Raw genomic sequence first — 16705 nt, 5'->3', positions numbered from 1 at the left:
GCCAGGCTTCCGGCCGCCCAAGCCGACGAGGGACGCATCGGATGATCGAGTCCGGAGATGTCGCGGCGCCCGCCGTATCGCGCTCGACTCGTGGGGGTACCGTCACTCGACTGCCATGCCCGAACCGGTAGCCCCTCACTCGGGCACATACACCATCGACCCGTCCTTCATGCGGTAGGCCACCCCCGCCTTCTCCCCCTCGCCGCTGCCGATCGTGCCGCTCGCCTTGTAGTGCTCGACCTTCTCGCCGTCCTTGACGATCATCTCCATGTCGGGCTCGCCTGGATTCTTGATGACGGTCACCTTGTCCGCGCTGAAGGGGTTCGTCATCGCACTTGACAAGCCATCATACGCGCCTACACTTGCGAATAATTCTCATTCGTGAATACCAATGACATGCCTGCGACTAACCTGCTTCAGTCTGCCTTCCCCGATCAGATGGCCCTCCTCGCCGGGACGCTGGCTCACCTGTCGAACTATATGCATACCGGCTGCCAGCGCTCGGTCCATCGCGCCCGCCTGTTGCTCCACAGGATGGATCACCAGCCGACATTCGATCGCGACCTGCTCGACTCCTGCCGGATGCTCGAACAGGAAATCACCAAGGCATGGGCAGCCCCGCAACAAGCATGAAGCGGAAGTCCCGCGCGACACTTGTGCCGAATTTCGAGACCGCCTCGCTGGCGCTGTTTCGCGAGCTTGCCCGGCGATTCCGGGTCCCGGACCCACTTCACATTCACCTGTCCCAATCACTGCAAGGAGCACCCCTTGTCTTGCATACGCCCCGCGGACAGAGCTCGCGGTCGCAGCGCTGACCCAGTAAGATGAATGCGACTTACTCTCGTTATGCACAAAATCCCGGGAGCAAAGAATGAAGAAACCCGCAGTCATCGCCGCGACCGTCGCCCTCCTCGCGTTCGTTCCGACCGCCTTCGCCTCCGGAGCGGGCGAACCGGTCAGACATTACAAAGGCGAGCCAGCAAAGACGCTTCCTGAAGCCGTAAAGAACTTTTCCGAATACAACGCCAAGCTCGAGGCCATTCTCAAGGGCAATGTCAGCGATGCAGCGATGGCCGACGTGCACGAGTTGACGTACACGCTGGAAAACGCGCTGGGGAAGATGAACGAGGAATTGACGAAGCTCGCCGAAAAGCTGGAGAAGCTGCATCAGGCGTCCGAGAAGCTGGATCGGGAAGGCGTCATCCAGCATGGCGACGAATACCTTTCAGTTTCCCGGCAGGTCGTAAAGTAGCTGGCTGCGGGACTCCTCAGCCTCGGCTCCACGGTGACAGCCGCCGCAGAAATTGCCGCTTTTCCAACCTGGCTGCTCTCAACCGATGAACCACCGCGAACGCCTTCTCGAACTGCAGTCGCTGCTGCAGCAGCACCAGTCGCTATGGCGGCCGCAGCCGTTTCACGTCCGGCGCCCCGAATGGTGCGCACAGTGGCCGGCGCTGGCCGAAGCGGTGCTCGGGCTCGACGAAGCCGCGCTCGAGCAATTCACCGCCGATCCCGCCGCGTGCCGTGCGTGGCTCACGCCCCGGCTGCCGGCAGCCGGCAGGCTCGAAGCCTTGTGCGACGTGCCGAAACTGGTCCCCCGCGTGCTGCCGCCCGTCGGCACCCGGTTCGACTGGTCGATTCCCGGACGCAAGCGCGAGCAGGTCGAAGCTTTCGCCGCGCACGGGCACGCCGCCCACGCGCCGCTGCTGGAGTGGTGTGCCGGCAAAGGGCACCTGGGAAGGCGCCTCGCGCTCGCCGACCGGGTGCCGGTCCGCTCGCTGGAGCTCGACCCGGCGCTGTGCGAAGCGGCGCAACACCTCGCCCAGCGCGCGGGCGTCGAGCAGACGGTGCTGTGCGCCGACGCGCTCGCGCCGGGATCGCGCGAACACGTCCGCGGCCACGCCGTCGTCGCGCTGCACGCGTGCGGCGAGCTGCACCGCACGCTGGTGCGCTCCGCCGCCGCCGACCGCGCGCACAGCTACCGGATCGCGCCCTGCTGCTACCACCTCGGCGCCGACGACGGCTACCGCCCGCTCAGTTCGGAGGCTTCACTGCCGCTCGACGCCGCGGCGCTGCGCCTCGCGGTGACCGAGACCGTCACCGCCCCGCGCCACGTGCGACAACGTCTCGCACGCGATCAGGCGTGGAAGCTCGGCTTCATCGCGCTGCGCAACGCGCTCGAAGGCGAGGCGATCCGCCCTTTCCGCCCGGTGCCCTCACCCTGGCTGTCGGGCGACTTCGCCGGTTTCTGCGAAGCCCTGGCGCAGCGCGAGCGCGTGCGCTTGCCGGCCGCGATCGACTGGACGCACTGGCTCGCGAGCGGCGAGCGGCGCCGCGCCGAAGTGCGGCGCTTCGAACTGGTGCGTCACGCGTTCCGGCGCGCGCTGGAGACCTGGCTCATCATGGATCTCGCGCTGGGGCTTGAAGAGGCCGGTTTCGACGTCGAGGTCGGCACCTTTTGCGCACGCGCGCTTACGCCGCGAAATCTGATGGTGCTGGCGCGGCGGCGGGAGACTTAGCGTTTCCGACGCCGTGCCCGGCCCGCCACATTCTTCCCTGATCGTCGATTTCGTAGGCCGTTGCGTCCCCACCGGCCGCACGGCTCAGCAGGCTGAGCACGGCTGGTTCGTTGATGTCGCGCAGCGCGATGCGGATCGACTGTAATTGAGCCCGTTCATCGGTCGAACAGACGGTGGTGGCATGAGGGTTGAACGGCTGGGACGTAGCCCTGAGCAGCCACTCCGCCATGGAATCATCCCGAGCGACTGCCTTGTAATGACCGCCGCGCCAAATCCCGAGGAAGGATCCGGGCCGGGTTTCAATCCGGAATTTCCGGCTCGACGAGCCGCGCCAGATGCTCGAGCGACTCCTGCCACCCGAGGTAGCAGAACTCCGGTGGAATCGCCTCCGGGATACCTTCCTGCACGATGTGCACCTCCGTCCCGCAGGCCACCGCGCGCAGGGTGACCGTCATCACCATTTCGCCCGGCAGGCCAGGGTCGTCGAACTTGTCCGTGTGGCGGATGCGTTCGTTCGGAATGAGTTCCAGATAGCTGCCGCCGAAGGATTGACTGTTGCCCGTGCCGAAATTCCTGAACGCCATCCTGAACGTGCCGCCAACCTGGGCATCCAGGTGGTCGACCTTGCAGGTGAAGCCGTTGGGCGGCAGCCATCGGGCGAGCGCTTCCGCATCGAGGAAAGCACGGTAGATCTTCTCGGGTTTTGCGCGCAGCACGCGGTGCAGGTGGACGGTACCGGTAGACATGTTCTCTCCTTTCGTTGGGGTTGGATTCGGGGCCGTTGCCGCCCCTTCTCATACCTTAGTCGAACGGCAGGAAACCCAAGCGATAGTCACCCGAAATCCTTTGGTGCTCGGGATCACCCGCTCTGCCTCGGCGTGACAAGCCGAGCGGCTCCGGACAGTCATTCCTGTAATGGCTCAAGGGCGACTTCAAGGTTGAACGGCCTTCGACGCGGTCCACCCGGCGTCATCGACCACAGCGGCCGATCGGTCGGCACTGCCGAGAAGGGGGACGACCGCTTTGGGGAAATGTCCGTAAAGCGGAGCTTCCGGCTACGAGCGGTCGATCACCCAATCTCCAGCCCTGACACCAAAAAGGCCGCTTCACGCTGAAACCTGCCAGGTGCTCAATGAGTGCTACTCGGCCTGACCTGCCGTTGGCCTTGTGTTCGGTATCGGGCGGCAATGAGCGGGATACCCGTCGCTCAGCCGCCGCCCATGGTCAATGACCGCTTGCCCGCCCGATGAACTCGAACTTCCGACCCAATGCGGCCATACGCCCCATCGCGAAGCGGTCGTTCAATCCAGTTCCGCGTAGGGGGCAAATGTATTTAAACCACCCTATGTCGCCGCGCTGTCCTGTAATTAGATGCAGTGCTTGAACGCAAACGGACTCATCGTCCCTGCCTTTTTTAGCGAAAACCAGCCTGAAAAGAATTTTTGAGACACTCTTGATGCGTCCCGCGCCCAGGAAAATTTTTTCTCCTTCACTAGCTGCTCCAATGCGTCGTCGCTCAAGGCTAACCGAAGGATCATAAGTGACTTCTTTTCTTGGCCTACAATTTCAGCGCTGTAATTATTGATCTCAAGGGTGGTATCACTGCGTAATACCACGGCGCCGCGGCCAAGCTTAAGTTCGTGGTCTATCTGTCCTGCGAATTGACCAACAGGCACGATGATTTCGAGGAAGCGCTTGTTTGGCTGCCCGCTTGTGCATAGCAGACGGGCTCTTTGAATTGAGCCGGAATCATCCTGTATCTGCTCAACCTGCGCGACTAGGCCATTTGCGATTGGAACGAGAGACCACTCAGCCATCGGAGGCGTAATATCAGTAACAACTCGCATTGCCTCAAGAGCATTACGATCCAGAACAGCAATGTCTTCATGAGGGGCAGCCATCGCTGCAACGGTCACGAGCAGCGGATTCACGTCCATTTCGATCACATAGGCGACCAGCAACCCTGTCAGGAACTGACTCGTCGATAAGTCCAGCGAACTGAGTGTTTTGGCAAGGGGTGCCACAACGGCATCCGCGTTGAAGTGCTGGTGCACTCCATAGCGGCTTGTTGCATCCACCCAACGGCGCTCGCCACCGAGGAAAGCATAAGCGCACGCTGAGTAGCAATGGCCCGGTTCTACATCTTTGAGATGGGGCGCTTCCTTAATCTGTGCCGACACGGTACGTCCAATGGTCGTGGTGCATCCATGCTTTCGCAATGCGTAGCCTAGTCTAATGCCCTCCGTTAGCAACCCGCCGGGCGAATGCATGACCACCAACCGGCACATTTTGTCGTTGCGCTGCTGGACGAAGCGTTCGAATCGCTCAGCGGTTCCCTCCGTTATCTCGCCCGTAGCCGCAATCCACGCGCAACTACTGCAGTTTCCACCATTGTTAGCATCGTAAAAAACCATCTGACCGGCCGGTTCCACGGCGGATGCAGGTGCGATCGTTGCTCCAACAATCGTCGTGAGAGCCACAAGAACGAGGTGGAAATTCGTCATTTTGAGTTTTTGGTTATGACAAATGATCTGTTGTAGGTCTAAATCGGCTTTCTCAGTATCTCTTTTGGTAGTCCGCCTCAATGACAGCGAGCTCGGCTAGTTGATCCAAGACAGCCGTCGCATTTGTTAGCAGTGACTCGGTTCTGCTTGGATTGCTCCAGCCAGCACCGCCATGTTTTCCACCGTGGAACAAATTATTCCGCACCGTCTTGACCAGTCGAACAACTTTCGCCAAATCAGATCGGTAGTCCGATAGCTCTGTGACTCGCCATGTCAGCTGACTGTTTTCCCCCACCACTTGCGTCTCAGGAGGCGCTCGTAGCAACTCAATTGCGTTGCGAGAGGGGCTATATCCTTCACTCCACTTCGCTACAAACTCATCCCAGCCTGGTTCAGCTTTTTTGCCTACATCATGAGACCTTAAGTAGCCGTTCTCTTTAAGTGCAAATTCGAACCGGGAAAACCAATAAAAGAACTCGAATGCCCTGATCGATAATTCATTTGCGATTTCGTCTCTGCGCATTATCATCCTGGCAGTCTAGAGATTCTGTCCCCTCGAACGGCTGCTATCTTCGCATCCGTCAGGCCGGGCTCGACCCACAGCCGCTCTACCCTCAATGGGAAAGCGGACGCTCAACGACCAAGATCAGCCGTGCCGGCAGGCACCCGCTGGAGCGACGACAGGGGCGCAGGTGGTTCAGATTCAGTGCATTTACCAACACCGATCCGAGACATTGCGCCCCAACCAAATTCCGGCGGACACGATTTCGACTACAATAATGCGATCACAAATTTTGCAGATAGCATTCGTCATAGTCAATCGACCCTGCTGTTATTAGGAGCCCCTCGGCGTCGACCGTTGCGAAACTCATTTCGAGTGAATAACCTTTGGCGCGCGGTAAGAGCTTCAAGGATGTGAGGTATCGATAGGCCTTTGTTTGGTGAGTCGCCGTATGAAAGGTAAAGTGCACACCCCCTAAGCGGCCCACAGGCAAATTCTTGCTCGAAATTACTCGATCTTCATCTGTTTCGATCTTCCCATCCGGGCTATGCCCCTTCGTAACGAGCTTTGCTCCATCCCAGTTGATTCGAATTGGATCATCGACGCTCTTGGCAGGACCAACAACTAATTGGTTACAGGTCACAGCAAAAGGTGGCGGCGGCTCGGCTCGAGCACCCGCTGCCCCAAACATCAGCGGAATAAGGACTGAAAGGGCGTAGGTTTTCGTGGCAAGTGAGTCACTCCGCATAGTACAATACTCCGTCATGTTTGTTGGCTCGATGGAGGGGTTGGGGCGAGACGACCACTGACTGCTCACTTCGAATTGCGCGCAACAAGGTCTCGAGCCTTCATCGTTGGCAGCACCGATGAATGAAGAGAGCCGTCGTACCCGTTGCCCGATAGGCCGGCAGATAGCCTGCGCTCCTTACTTACCAGACCGTCACGCTCAAGCCGATTGAGCAAGGCCATCATTTCGTAGTGCGATACTTGGAAATGCTTCGTACATTGTTCCGTCGTGGGCGGCGCAATGTATCGCGACTTTGTTGCTGCCTTCTTGTGAAGGTACTCATCGGCCCAGACAACAAGTTGCCGCAGAATGCGGCTTTCTTGATGACTGAATCCCGGAAGAGGAAAGGCAAACGCCTCTTTGCTTTTCATGGTCGTTGTAAGGAAGATAACGTATCGCGTGACGCCCAACGTTCGACATGAGCGACGCCCGATGGAGGTGTTGGGCGTCATTGCACTTGATGCCTAACTTGCGTGACCGGACTGAACCTACCCGGACTTCTTTAACTTAAGCAGCGCCGAAACAGCAACTTGCGTGCATTCAGCGAGGGTTTGCGCAAAGTCTGGGTGCTCTGCGGCGAGTTGTTTGAGTAGAACTCGTAAGTCTTCAAGACCTACGCTGACCTGGATTTGCGTATCGCCACCGCCCTTTGACGGAAGCATGAAGCTGAATCGAAGGCCCTCGGCGCCGGTATGGCAGGAGACATCCTGGGTGCCACCAGACCAGTACGAGGACGTTACGCCACCGCGTTTGACTGCCGAGTGTTTTAGCTGCATTTGCGCTTCCTCATCGGTTCTCGTGTGACGCCCAAAATTGCTTTAGGGAGACTGCATTGCTGCATAACATGGGCAGCGTTCGATAACATCAAACCGCACAAGCCTCATGCCTTCTACGAAAATCGGCACTTAACATCATAGGTGACGCTTCTCGCCCCGAGCAACAGATCGCGAAAGCCGGCGGCGCCACAAACGCGAGCAGCATACCGTATATAGATGTGGAATGCCCGCTAGACGCGGCAAACTCTCACTGACTGTTCCTAGCCCGGCTGAGACCTCGGGAAGGCGATGGCCAGCATCTGGAGCACTCGCAGAGCAGCTCGTCGTCGGCGGAAGCCGCCTCTGTCGGGCGAACGACGGCTTATGAACCCGAGATCCACCTCAACGTCGGCTTAGCGGAAAAATCGTCACCGGCAGGTCCTGGCCGGCAGCACGAGTTGGCGGCTCTCCCTGTAAGCGGTCGGACGCTCGGGGGGGAACAATCAGGCTCCGATCAACAGCAAAGGAGTCTGACATGGAATCCTACGAGCGTCGGGAGCCCTGGAACAAGGGAAAGCTGGTGGGTCAGAAGGCGCCGCTCAAGCCCAAGGACATCTGGGCGATCCGCATCCACCTACAGAACGCGCATCAAGTGCGGGATCTGGCGCTGTTCAACCTCGCCATCGACAGCAAACTACGCGGATGTGACCTCGTCGCCCTGCGCGTTCGTGACGTGACGCATGGCAACCAAGTGCTGTCCCGCACGGCGGTCGTCCAGAAAAAGACGCAGCGGCCGGTCCAGTTCGAACTGACTGAGCCGACGCGAGCTGCAGTGGCGACATGGATCGAGAGGGCAAAGCTAAAGCCGGAGGACTTCCTCTTTCCCAGCAGGCTGCACCGTTCGCCGCACGTCTCCACCCGCCAGTATGCGAGGATCGTCGAACAATGGGTGACAGCGGCCGGCCTGGATCCATCCGCCTACGGCACGCATTCCATGCGACGGACGAAGGCGACCCTGATCTACAAGCGGACGAAGAACTTGCGGGCGGTTCAACTCCTACTGGGTCATTCCAAGCTGGAGTCCACAGTCCGATATCTTGGCATCGAGGTCGACGATGCCCTGGAGATCTCTGAGCAGATCGAAATCTGACCGTGGTTCGGCTGCTCGCCGAAAACCACTGAAGCGACGAGCGGCCGCTAACCGCCGGGAGGGTAGGATCGGCCAACGTCAGCCAGTCGCCCATCAGGCATAGCCGCCATTCAACCGGCGGCTCCACTCTGAAACCTATCGGGTAGCCGACTAAAATTCACCGGCCGACGCCGCGACTTGGCTATTACGCATCATCTAGCAGGTATTTCACCCCAGATGGACACTCGGGGCTACCTGGAAAGGTCCATGCGACTCACATTGATGTTCGCACGGTCGAATGAACCTCATTCAATCTTCATGCCATAATGAAGCGATGGACGTACAAGAGTATTTTGGGGGAGGCAGAGGCGTGTACGAGCTGATCAAGCAGCAGATTGATTCGTCGGAATATTTTCGGCAGAGGTTTTCTAACGACGGCCAACGGTTCGTCGCTTGGTATCTGCGAAACATCCTTTTTCGCGACATGAACGAGACTCGCGACGATATCACCGATGGCGGAAACGATAAACAGATTGACGCCATCGTTATTGACGATGACAGATCGCTCGTTCACATTGTCCAAGGAAAGTTCATCCAGGGCGGCGTAGTGGACGCCGAACCGTTGCGCGAAGTCTTGTCGGCTTGGCTGCAGATCAAGGACTTGGCTCGCCTGCAAAACGTCGCTAATGCAAAGCTGCAAAGGAAACTCGCAGAACTCGCCGCGGCGCTGGATGAGGACTACGAGGTTTCCTTCGAGCTCATTACTACCGGAGTCCTTACGGACGCGGCCAAGCATGACTTGGAAGCGTTTCAACAGGAGCTTGCTCGACTCAGCGAAAAAGACGACTTTGACGCAACAATTCATGTCATCGACCCCGACGAGTTGCGGCGACGCTACGAGTACGCGGTCGAGACGGATAACCCGAGCCTCAACTACGATTTGCAGCTTAAGGGCAGCAAATTCATGTTCCACGAGGTCGCTGGGACACCTGTGGTGATCGCTGCGCTGCCACTAAGTGAGTGCGTCAAACTCCCAGGGATTAAGGACGGTACGTTATTTCAGAAGAATGTTCGTCAGAGCTTGGGATCGAGTAACGCGGTCAACAAGGGGATTCGAAGCACAATCCTCGGCGACAAACGCTCGGACTTCTTCTTCTTCCATAACGGAGTCACGGCGCTCTGCAACAAACTGACGTTGGAGGGGGAAACTCTTAGCCTCAAAGGGTTGAGCGTCGTCAATGGATGTCAATCGCTCAACACGATTTTGTCGTGTAGTGAAACGGTTAAGAAGGTCGATGACGCATTCATTCTTTTCCGTTTCTATGAAATCCCGCAACGTGAGCGCGCGGATAAGATTTCGATTTTCACCAACTCTCAGAGTGCGGTGAAGGCGAGAGATCTCCGTAGCAACGATAAGCGGGTGTTGTCGATCAAGAAGGCGTACGAGCTACGTTACCCGAACGGATATTTCAGTACAAAGCGAGGGGAGACTGCGCCGGCAGAGAAAGACGCCGCCTATGTCGTCGACCTCTCTGGATTCGCCAAGAACTTGGTCGCCTGGCACACGCAACGCCCCAACCTCTCATATGGGGAAACGAAGATTTTTGATAAGTACTTCGAGACCCTGTTTAAGAACAAGGACTACCAGCCAGAGAACGTTTTTTCCCTCAGCAGCTGGATGAGCAAGGTGCTCGAAAACTGGGTTACCACCAACCCCCTGAACTTCAATGAGACGTTGCTGGCGATGAAGGCGTACGCACCGTACCATCATCTCTACGCGATAGGTATGTGCTTCTCGATTGCCAACAATCAGTCTGAGCGCGTGCCGAGTCCGAGCAGGTCCTACCAAGCTGCAGCTAAAGCAGGGATGATCGACGAGATTGTGAGGGTTGCGGGCACGAGTCTAAACATGGCTCTCGAAGCGGCCGCGAACGAACCACAACCGGCCAACCGCGTTTTTAGCCCGCAGAACTGGGTTAAGACAAAGGGATGCCTTGCTGGGATCAACGGCGCCATTCGAAACTACTTCAACATGTTGCCCATGATGCCGGGCGGAGCTGAGATCAAGAACAAGCTCAGTGAAGCGACGGCGCTAAAGGTGGAGGACTTCGAATACCGCTGGTCTGCCGATTGACGGCGAGGGATACCCTACTTCAAGCCCAAAGCCATAACCTACGTCGCCGTTGATTAATTTGTTCATGGCTTGGGGCTCCTTTGGCTCAGTTGCATGCCACGCGTAGGTCGCCTGGCTGTTCTTGGAGCGAACTAGCCGTCCGAATGGCGGCTGTGTCGAATCGACGACCGGCTGGTCGCACTCCGCGTTCGGTCTGCAGTCGGGTCCGGCTGTAGCCCGACGTGACAAGCGGTCAATGAGCTCCCTCAGCAGCTGACCGGCAAGTGACCGTCGCATTGCCGCCCGACACGGACCATCAGGCCAACGGCCGGTCAGGCCGAGGGGCCGTCTGTCAATTGCCGCTCTGGGTGACAGCTATGCTTAGGAACCTGCCATCGGACCATCCGAACGTCGAATGACAGCAGTGGGTCGAAAGGGTGAGCTCGTCGAAGCGCGGAACTGCCGTTCGCCCCGATTTTCGGGTCAATGGCCGCTAGCCGATCGAGACCGGCCCCTTCAGCGTCTGTTCCCGGGCGCTCACCTGATCCCCGTGGCGTTGCCCGCGATGATGACGCGCGCGCTCGTCCGGCCGATGGATGTGAGGAAGCGTCCCAAGGCGGGGCCGAGCGCGGGAGGCTGACCACGTTTACGCCGGACCGGAGCGCCCTGCGGGATTTGCACCCGCCCGCAATCTTTACAATCCGCAGCCGGCTGCCCCCTCGGCGCACCGCTTTCCGGCGTCCTCTGCGGCATTCCTGCAGGGAACGTTTCTTGCCCGCGCCTCCTTCGTGAGCCCGCACCCGACCGACACGGCCGGCCGGGCGAGGCCGGCTTCGTCGCGGTAATCCCCGGCGCGACGGTGTCGACGGTGCACACTTCACGAAGCCGGGGGCGTTGTTCCTGTCGTCGCAGCGGCCGGCAAGGAGGACTGGAATGAGAAACCATGTGAGTCGCGTCACGTCGGCAATCCGGGGGTTCGGTCTCGGGATGCTGGCGATGTATCTGTTCGATCCCGATGTCGGCAGGCGCCGGCGCGCGTTTGTCGTCGATCAGTTCGAGAGCACGCGCAACCGGCTGACCCACTTCGCCGACACCGCGTACCGCGACGCGGTCAACCGCAGCTACGGCATCGCGGCCCGGTTGCGTCCGGGTACGGGCCGGTTGCAGCCGGTGACGGCGCATCAGGTCGAGGAGCGCGTGCGGGCCCGCATCGGCAGGCTGGTGCGCAATTCACACGCGCTCAGGGTGCAGGCGCGCGACGACGGCACGGTGGTGCTGTCCGGGCCGGTGCTCGCGAACGAGGTGAACCGCCTGATGAGCGCGGTGTGGTCGGTGCGCGGCGTCACGGGGATCGAGGACCAGTTGCAGGTACACGAGCAGCCGGGGAACGTTTCCGCGCTGCAGGGGGCGCTTGCGCACGAAGGGCGCCGTGGCGCGGGAATGGCCGAGAGCTGGCCGCCCTCGATCCGGCTGCTCGCGGGGGTCGCGGGCGGTGCACTCGCGCTGGCCGGGCTGTCGCGCAACCGTCCGCTCGGCATGCTGCAGGCGCTGCTCGGCGGCGCGCTGGTCACGCGCGCGCTGGCAAACCGCAAGCTCGGCGAGGTCACGGGCATGTCGGGGCCACGCAGCGTGCATATCGACAAGGAAATGTTCATCGCCGCCCCGCCCGAACGCGTCTTCGACTTCTGGCAGCACCAGGAGGATTTTCCGCAGTTCATGCGCAACGTCGAGGAAGTGCGGCCGACCGGCGAGAACTGCTGGCACTGGAAAGTCGCCGGCCCGTTCGGTCCGGTCGAATGGGACGCCCGGATCACCGAGCGCGAACAGAACCGCCGCCTCGCCTGGCACACGGTCCAGGGCGCACCGGTCGAGAGCGAAGGGCGCGTCGACTTCGAACCCGCCGGCGAAGGCACGCGGCTGCGGGTGTCGATGGACTACGCGCCCGCCGCCGGGGCGATCGGCCATGCGGCAGCGCGGCTGCTCGGGCGCGATGCGAAGACCGAGATCGACGAGGACCTGATGCGCGTGAAGTCCTTCCTCGAAACGGGCATCGCCGCGCGCGATGCCTCGGCCAGACGTGCGGCCGAAGATGCTCAACGGCTGCACTGAACCGGAGCCGGGCCGGTCGTCACCGGCTTTCGGCCTGCGGAAAAACTACGGCCGCCCCGGGGCGGCCGCTTTGTGCAGGGACTGCCGAAACTGGATTGGTTGATCGGAAACCCTGTTCGACCAAGGTTCATCCCCATGTGTCGCTTATCGCAAAAATATCCCTGCTGTGCCCTCCGGGTTGGACGGAAAGTAGAAGTGCAGGTAACTGGCCGTCAGGCGCGAGACGCGGTAGATCGCCTCGCCCGGCCTGCCCTTGAATCGCGCCGCCAGCGGGGTGGCGTGGGCGAGCGGCGCGAGCGGCGTCGCCGCCTTCGAGTAGTGGAAGGTATGGCCGGCGAAGCGCCCCTCGGGCAATTCGACGAGTTGCGTGCCGAGCGCCGACAGGCGGTCCTGCATGGCGACCTCGCCGGGAAGCAGTCCGCCCATCGCATGGGCGTGGCCCGCCTTGTCGCGCAGGGTCTCGAACAGGCTCATCATGCCGCCGCATTCGGCGAGCACCGGGCGGCCGGCCGCGACATGCCGGGCCAGCGCCTGCCACAGGGGACGACGCGACGACAGTTCGGCCGCGTGTAGTTCCGGGTAGCCGCCGGGCAACCAGATCGCGTCGCAGGTCGGCAGGGCATCGCCGGCCAGCGGCGAGAAAAATTCCAACCGGGCGCCAAGGGCGCGCAGGCAGTCGAGGTTGGCCGGATAGATGAAGCTGAAGGCGGCGTCGCGCGCAATCGCCAGCGTTTTTCCGGCCAGCAACGGGGCCACCCCCGGCGGGGTGACGGCGGGAAAGTCGACTGCCGGTGGCAGCTCGGCAGCGCCGGTGGCAGCGAGATGGTCGGCGATGCGGTCGAGGCGATGACCGAGGTCGGCGATCTCGATCGCCTGCAGCAGGCCGAGGTGGCGCTCCGGCAAGGCCGCCCCGGCGTCCTTCGGGATCGCGCCGTAGAAACGCATCCCGGCCGGCAGGCTGGTGCGCAGCAGCTCGCCGTGGCCGGCGCTGCCGACGTGGTTGGCGAGCACGCCGGAGAACGGCAGACCGGGCTGGAAGCTAGCGAGGCCGTGGGCGAGCGCGCCAAAGGTCTGCGCCATCGCGGCGGCGTCGATCACCGCCACCACCGGCACGCCGAAACGGCGCGCGATGTCGGCGCCCGAGGGCTGGCCGTCGAACAGACCCATCACGCCCTCGATCAGGATCAGCTCGGCGCCTGCGGCCGCTTCGGCCAGCCGCCACGCCGCGTCTGCCTCGCCGCACATGCCGAGGTCGAGGTTGTAGCAGGGCTGGCCACTGGCGAAGGCGTGGATCTGCGGATCGAGAAAGTCGGGGCCGCACTTGAAGATGCGCACCGTCCGGCCCTGGCGGACGTGCAGGCGCGCGAGCGCGGCGGTGACAGTGGTCTTGCCCTGGCCCGAGGCCGGCGCGGCGATGAAGAGTGCGGGACAACTCGGCATGGTGATTCCGTTCAGAACTCGAGACCGGGCATCGCCGGCACCCCGGCCTGGAAGGCGTGTTTGACCGCCGCGATCTCGCTCACCGTGTCGGCGGCCGCGACCAGCGCCGGCGGCGCCGCGCGGCCGGTCAGGATGACGTGCTGCATGGGCGGTCGGTCCTTGAGCGCGGCAATGACGGCGTCGAGGTCGAGCCAGCCGTATTTGAAAGCGTAGGTGATCTCGTCGAGGATCAGCAGGTCGATCACCGGGTCGGCCAGATAGACCCGCGCCTGCGCCCAGGCGGCCTGCGCGGCGACCGCGTCGCGTGCCTTGTCCTGCGTTTCCCAAGTGAAGCCTTCGCCCATGACGTGCCAGCGCACCTGCGGGTGGACGCGGAAAAACTCCTCCTCGCCGGTGTCCGAACGCGCCTTGACGAACTGCACCACGGCCGCCCGCTGGCCGTGTCCGAGTGCGCGCGCCAGTACGCCGAAGGCGGCCGAGGACTTGCCCTTGCCGTTGCCGGTGTGGAGCACCACCACGCCGCGTGCCCCCTGCGCGGCGGCGATGCGCGCGTCGATCACCTGCTTTTTGCGCGCCATGCGCTGGCGATGGCGTTGATCGGCTTCATCCATCACGTTTCATATCTCCCTGTTGTAGTTGTTGCCGGTCGGCGACGACCGTGCTCTTGCCGGCGTCGGAGGTGCAGCCCAGCACCCTCAGCGCGCGGATGGTCACGCCGTCCCCCCGGAATCCTTGCGCGCCGCCGGGCCGGCCAGCGCACGAAGCGCCGCTTCAAGGCGTTGCCAGTCACTCTCCGCCCGCGGCAGGCCGAAGCGCAAGCCTTGGCAATCGGGGGCCGCGAAATGGCGCACCAGGATGCCCTGGCGCGCCAGCGCAGCGGCGATCGATTCGGCCGCCGGGGTGGGCAGCCAGACAAACAGCGAATGCACGCACCGCGTGCCCTGCGGGTCGAGCGGCGCGAGCAGCCGGGCGAGGCGTGCGCTGGCTTCGGCCAGCGTGCACCGCATGACGTCCTGCCAGGCGGTATCGGCCAGCGCCCGGCGCGCCACCGTGCGTGCCGGCCCGCACAGCGGCCACGGGCCGGCCGCCTCGCGCAGCGCGGCGAGGAGGTCCGGCCGGGCGGCGACGAAGCCGACGCGGGCACCGGCGAGGCCGAAGAACTTGCCGAGCGAACGCAGGACGATCAGATGCGGCAGGCGATCGCCGGCCAGCGTGATCACTGAAGCCTCGGGCGTCGCGTCGATGAAGGCTTCGTCGACCACCAGATGGCCACCCCGCGCCTGCAGGCGTTCGGCGATATCGATCAGGACCGCCGGCGCGATACAGCCGGCATCGGGATTGTTCGGCTGGCAAATCACAAGCGTATCGACCGTGTCCGCGACGGCGGGCAGCGCCGCGGCCGCAAAGCGGATCACCTCATGGCCGGCGCGCTGCCAGTGATGCGGGTGTTCGGCGTAGGTCGGCGCCAGCACGCCGACGCGACCGCGCGGCAGCAGGAAAGGCAGGCCCTGGATCGCCGGCTGCGAGCCGGCCAGCGCCACCAGCCGCGCGGTGCCGTAGTACGCCGCGGCGGCGTCGAGCAGGCCGTCGTCGTCTTCGGGCAGACGCAGCCAGTCCTCGGGCGCAATGGCCGGCACCGGATAGCCGTGCGGACTGATGCCGGTCGACAGGTCCAGCCAGTCGGCTTCCGGGATTGCGTACCGCCTGGCCGCAGCGCGACGGCGCCCGCCGTGTTCAAGCATGGCGCGCTCCCCAGACCAGCGCCGGCACGAAACCGGCGATCAGCCACAGGCCGATGCCGCGCCGAACCAGCGCCAGCGCACGTCGGATGTCGGCTGCCGTCGGCGCCGGTCCGACGCCCAGCGCCGGGCGTGCCTCGCGCTGCCCGTGATATACCGCGGCGCCCCCCAGACTCACCCCGAGGCTGCCGGCGCCAGCGGCCATCACCGGGCCGGCGTTCGGGCTGTCCCACAGCGGCGCCTGGGCGCGCCAGCAGGCCAGCGCCTGCCTCCCGCGGCCGAGCGCCGCGTAGGTCAGCGCGCAAAGGCGGGCCGGCAAATAACCCAGCAGGTCGTCGAGACGCGCCGCCGCCCGGCCGAAGTGAAGGTAGCGTTCGTTGCGGTAGCCCCACATCGCGTCGAGCGTGTTGGCGAGGCGGAAGAGCAAGGCGCCCGGGCCGCCCAGCAAGGCGAACCAGAACAGCGCGCCGAACACCGCGTCGCTGCCGTTTTCCAGCGTCGATTCGACGGCGGCGCGGGCAACCGCCGGCTCGTCGAGCGCGGTGGTGTCACGCGAGACGATGCGGCCCACGGCTTGACGTGCGGCGGGCAGGTCGTCGGCCTCGAGTGCGGCGGCGATGGGCACCACGTGTTCGCGCAGGCTCTCTGCGCCGAGCGCGAAGTAGAGCAGGACGACATCGAGCGGCACCGCCAGCCAGGCCGGCGCGATACTGCGCAGCCACAGCGCGACGCCGACGAAAGGCAGGACGGCCAGCGCCCAGGCGGCGATGCCGGCATTTGTTTGCCAGGTGTGCCGGGTCGGAAAGCGGCGCAGCGCCGCTTCGATCCCTTGCGCCAGCCGGCCGAAACCGACCAGCGGATGAAAGCGGCGCGGTTCGCCGAACAGGCGGTCGAGCCCGACGGCGACGAGGGCGCAGAGCGGCAGCTGCAGCAATGGCAACAATTCGACCGCGGCCATCAGGAGCTCGGGATCGCCGGGCCCGGCACCGACCAGATAGACGGCCCCCGTGGGGGACATTGCCGCCGTCATCGGTTCAGGTCACGGCAGCCGGCTCGGCCAGCAGCGCTTCGATAGAGGTGGGCAGGCCGAAGCGCGCGACAATGGGCG

Annotated in this window: 18 protein-coding genes; 6 read left to right on the top strand and 12 right to left on the bottom strand. The window is 62.8% G+C overall.

Annotation, left to right across the window (positions count from 1 at the left end; genetic code table 11):
- Positions 1-135 precede the first annotated feature (135 nt).
- Entirely contained in the window at positions 136-330 is a 195-nt protein-coding gene (locus GO606_RS06500; protein ID WP_169118739.1) for a DUF2149 domain-containing protein, read from the bottom strand.
- Between the two features lie 51 nt (positions 331-381).
- Here GO606_RS06500 and GO606_RS06495 point away from each other — a divergent pair, with 51 nt between their 5' ends.
- The 3 genes from GO606_RS06495 to GO606_RS06485 all read left to right on the top strand — a co-directional run bounded on the left by GO606_RS06495 (position 382) and on the right by GO606_RS06485 (position 2519).
- Entirely contained in the window at positions 382-633 is a 252-nt protein-coding gene (locus GO606_RS06495; RefSeq protein ID WP_169118740.1) for a hypothetical protein, read from the top strand.
- Positions 634-871: 238 nt separating this feature from the next.
- Positions 872-1252: a DUF6746 family protein gene (locus GO606_RS06490; protein WP_169118741.1), complete on the top strand. Its 381-nt coding sequence runs from the start codon at positions 872-874 to the stop codon at positions 1250-1252.
- Positions 1253-1337: 85 nt separating this feature from the next.
- Complete coding sequence (locus GO606_RS06485; RefSeq protein ID WP_169118742.1) at positions 1338-2519, top strand: methyltransferase; 1182 nt, start codon at positions 1338-1340, stop codon at positions 2517-2519.
- Here GO606_RS06485 and GO606_RS06480 read toward each other — a convergent pair.
- From GO606_RS06480 to GO606_RS06450, 7 genes are all read right to left on the bottom strand, one after another.
- A complete protein-coding gene (locus tag GO606_RS06480) occupies positions 2473-2748 on the bottom strand; it encodes a hypothetical protein (protein WP_169118743.1) in 276 nt (91 codons plus the stop codon). The two genes, GO606_RS06485 and GO606_RS06480, sit on opposite strands and share 47 nt — an antisense overlap.
- 70 nt (positions 2749-2818) lie before the next feature.
- A complete protein-coding gene (locus GO606_RS06475) occupies positions 2819-3265 on the bottom strand; it encodes an SRPBCC family protein (protein ID WP_169118744.1) in 447 nt (148 codons plus the stop codon).
- Positions 3266-3886: 621 nt separating this feature from the next.
- Positions 3887-5023 (bottom strand): COG3904 family protein, encoded by a 1137-nt coding sequence (locus GO606_RS06470; RefSeq protein WP_169118745.1) that lies wholly within the window; start codon positions 5021-5023, stop codon positions 3887-3889.
- Positions 5024-5075: 52 nt separating this feature from the next.
- Positions 5076-5546, bottom strand: coding sequence for a hypothetical protein (locus GO606_RS06465; protein WP_169118746.1), 471 nt, complete (start codon positions 5544-5546; stop codon positions 5076-5078).
- 262 nt (positions 5547-5808) lie between these two features.
- Positions 5809-6273, bottom strand: a complete 465-nt coding sequence (locus tag GO606_RS06460; RefSeq protein WP_169118747.1) for a hypothetical protein — start codon at positions 6271-6273, stop codon at positions 5809-5811.
- Positions 6274-6338: 65 nt separating this feature from the next.
- On the bottom strand, positions 6339-6764 hold the full coding sequence (locus tag GO606_RS06455; RefSeq protein ID WP_169118748.1) for a hypothetical protein: 426 nt from the start codon (positions 6762-6764) through the stop codon (positions 6339-6341).
- Between the two features lie 36 nt (positions 6765-6800).
- A complete protein-coding gene (locus GO606_RS06450) occupies positions 6801-7088 on the bottom strand; it encodes a hypothetical protein (protein ID WP_169118749.1) in 288 nt (95 codons plus the stop codon).
- A gap of 514 nt (positions 7089-7602) precedes the next feature.
- Here GO606_RS06450 and GO606_RS06445 point away from each other — a divergent pair.
- The 3 genes from GO606_RS06445 to GO606_RS06435 all read left to right on the top strand — a co-directional run bounded on the left by GO606_RS06445 (position 7603) and on the right by GO606_RS06435 (position 12418).
- A complete protein-coding gene (locus tag GO606_RS06445; protein ID WP_169118750.1) occupies positions 7603-8217 on the top strand; it encodes a tyrosine-type recombinase/integrase in 615 nt (204 codons plus the stop codon).
- Positions 8218-8566: 349 nt separating this feature from the next.
- A complete protein-coding gene (locus GO606_RS06440) occupies positions 8567-10330 on the top strand; it encodes an AIPR family protein (RefSeq protein ID WP_210147685.1) in 1764 nt (587 codons plus the stop codon).
- 912 nt (positions 10331-11242) lie between these two features.
- Complete coding sequence (locus tag GO606_RS06435) at positions 11243-12418, top strand: SRPBCC family protein (RefSeq protein WP_169118751.1); 1176 nt, start codon at positions 11243-11245, stop codon at positions 12416-12418.
- 144 nt (positions 12419-12562) lie between these two features.
- Here GO606_RS06435 and GO606_RS06430 read toward each other — a convergent pair whose 3' ends face one another.
- From GO606_RS06430 to cbiB, 4 genes are all read right to left on the bottom strand, one after another.
- A complete protein-coding gene (locus tag GO606_RS06430; RefSeq protein WP_169118752.1) occupies positions 12563-13858 on the bottom strand; it encodes a cobyrinic acid a,c-diamide synthase CobB in 1296 nt (431 codons plus the stop codon).
- 11 nt (positions 13859-13869) lie between these two features.
- Positions 13870-14469 carry a cob(I)yrinic acid a,c-diamide adenosyltransferase gene (cobO, locus tag GO606_RS06425; protein WP_169118753.1) on the bottom strand — a complete coding sequence of 200 codons (600 nt, stop codon included), beginning with the start codon at positions 14467-14469 and terminating at the stop codon, positions 13870-13872.
- 99 nt (positions 14470-14568) lie between these two features.
- Entirely contained in the window at positions 14569-15600 is a 1032-nt protein-coding gene (cobD, locus tag GO606_RS06420; protein ID WP_169118754.1) for a threonine-phosphate decarboxylase CobD, read from the bottom strand.
- The gene (gene cbiB / locus GO606_RS06415; RefSeq protein ID WP_169118772.1) at positions 15593-16555 is read right to left on the bottom strand and encodes an adenosylcobinamide-phosphate synthase CbiB; all 963 of its coding nucleotides are present in this window, start codon (positions 16553-16555) and stop codon (positions 15593-15595) included. The genes cobD and cbiB overlap by 8 nt, the downstream gene beginning before the upstream one ends.
- Positions 16556-16705 lie beyond the last annotated feature (150 nt).

It is taken from the genome of Aromatoleum anaerobium, assembly GCF_012910705.2.
GTDB classification, from domain to species: domain Bacteria; phylum Pseudomonadota; class Gammaproteobacteria; order Burkholderiales; family Rhodocyclaceae; genus Aromatoleum; species Aromatoleum anaerobium.
The sequence above is the reverse complement of the archived record's forward strand: the minus strand, read 5'-3'. Positions and strand labels throughout refer to the sequence as shown.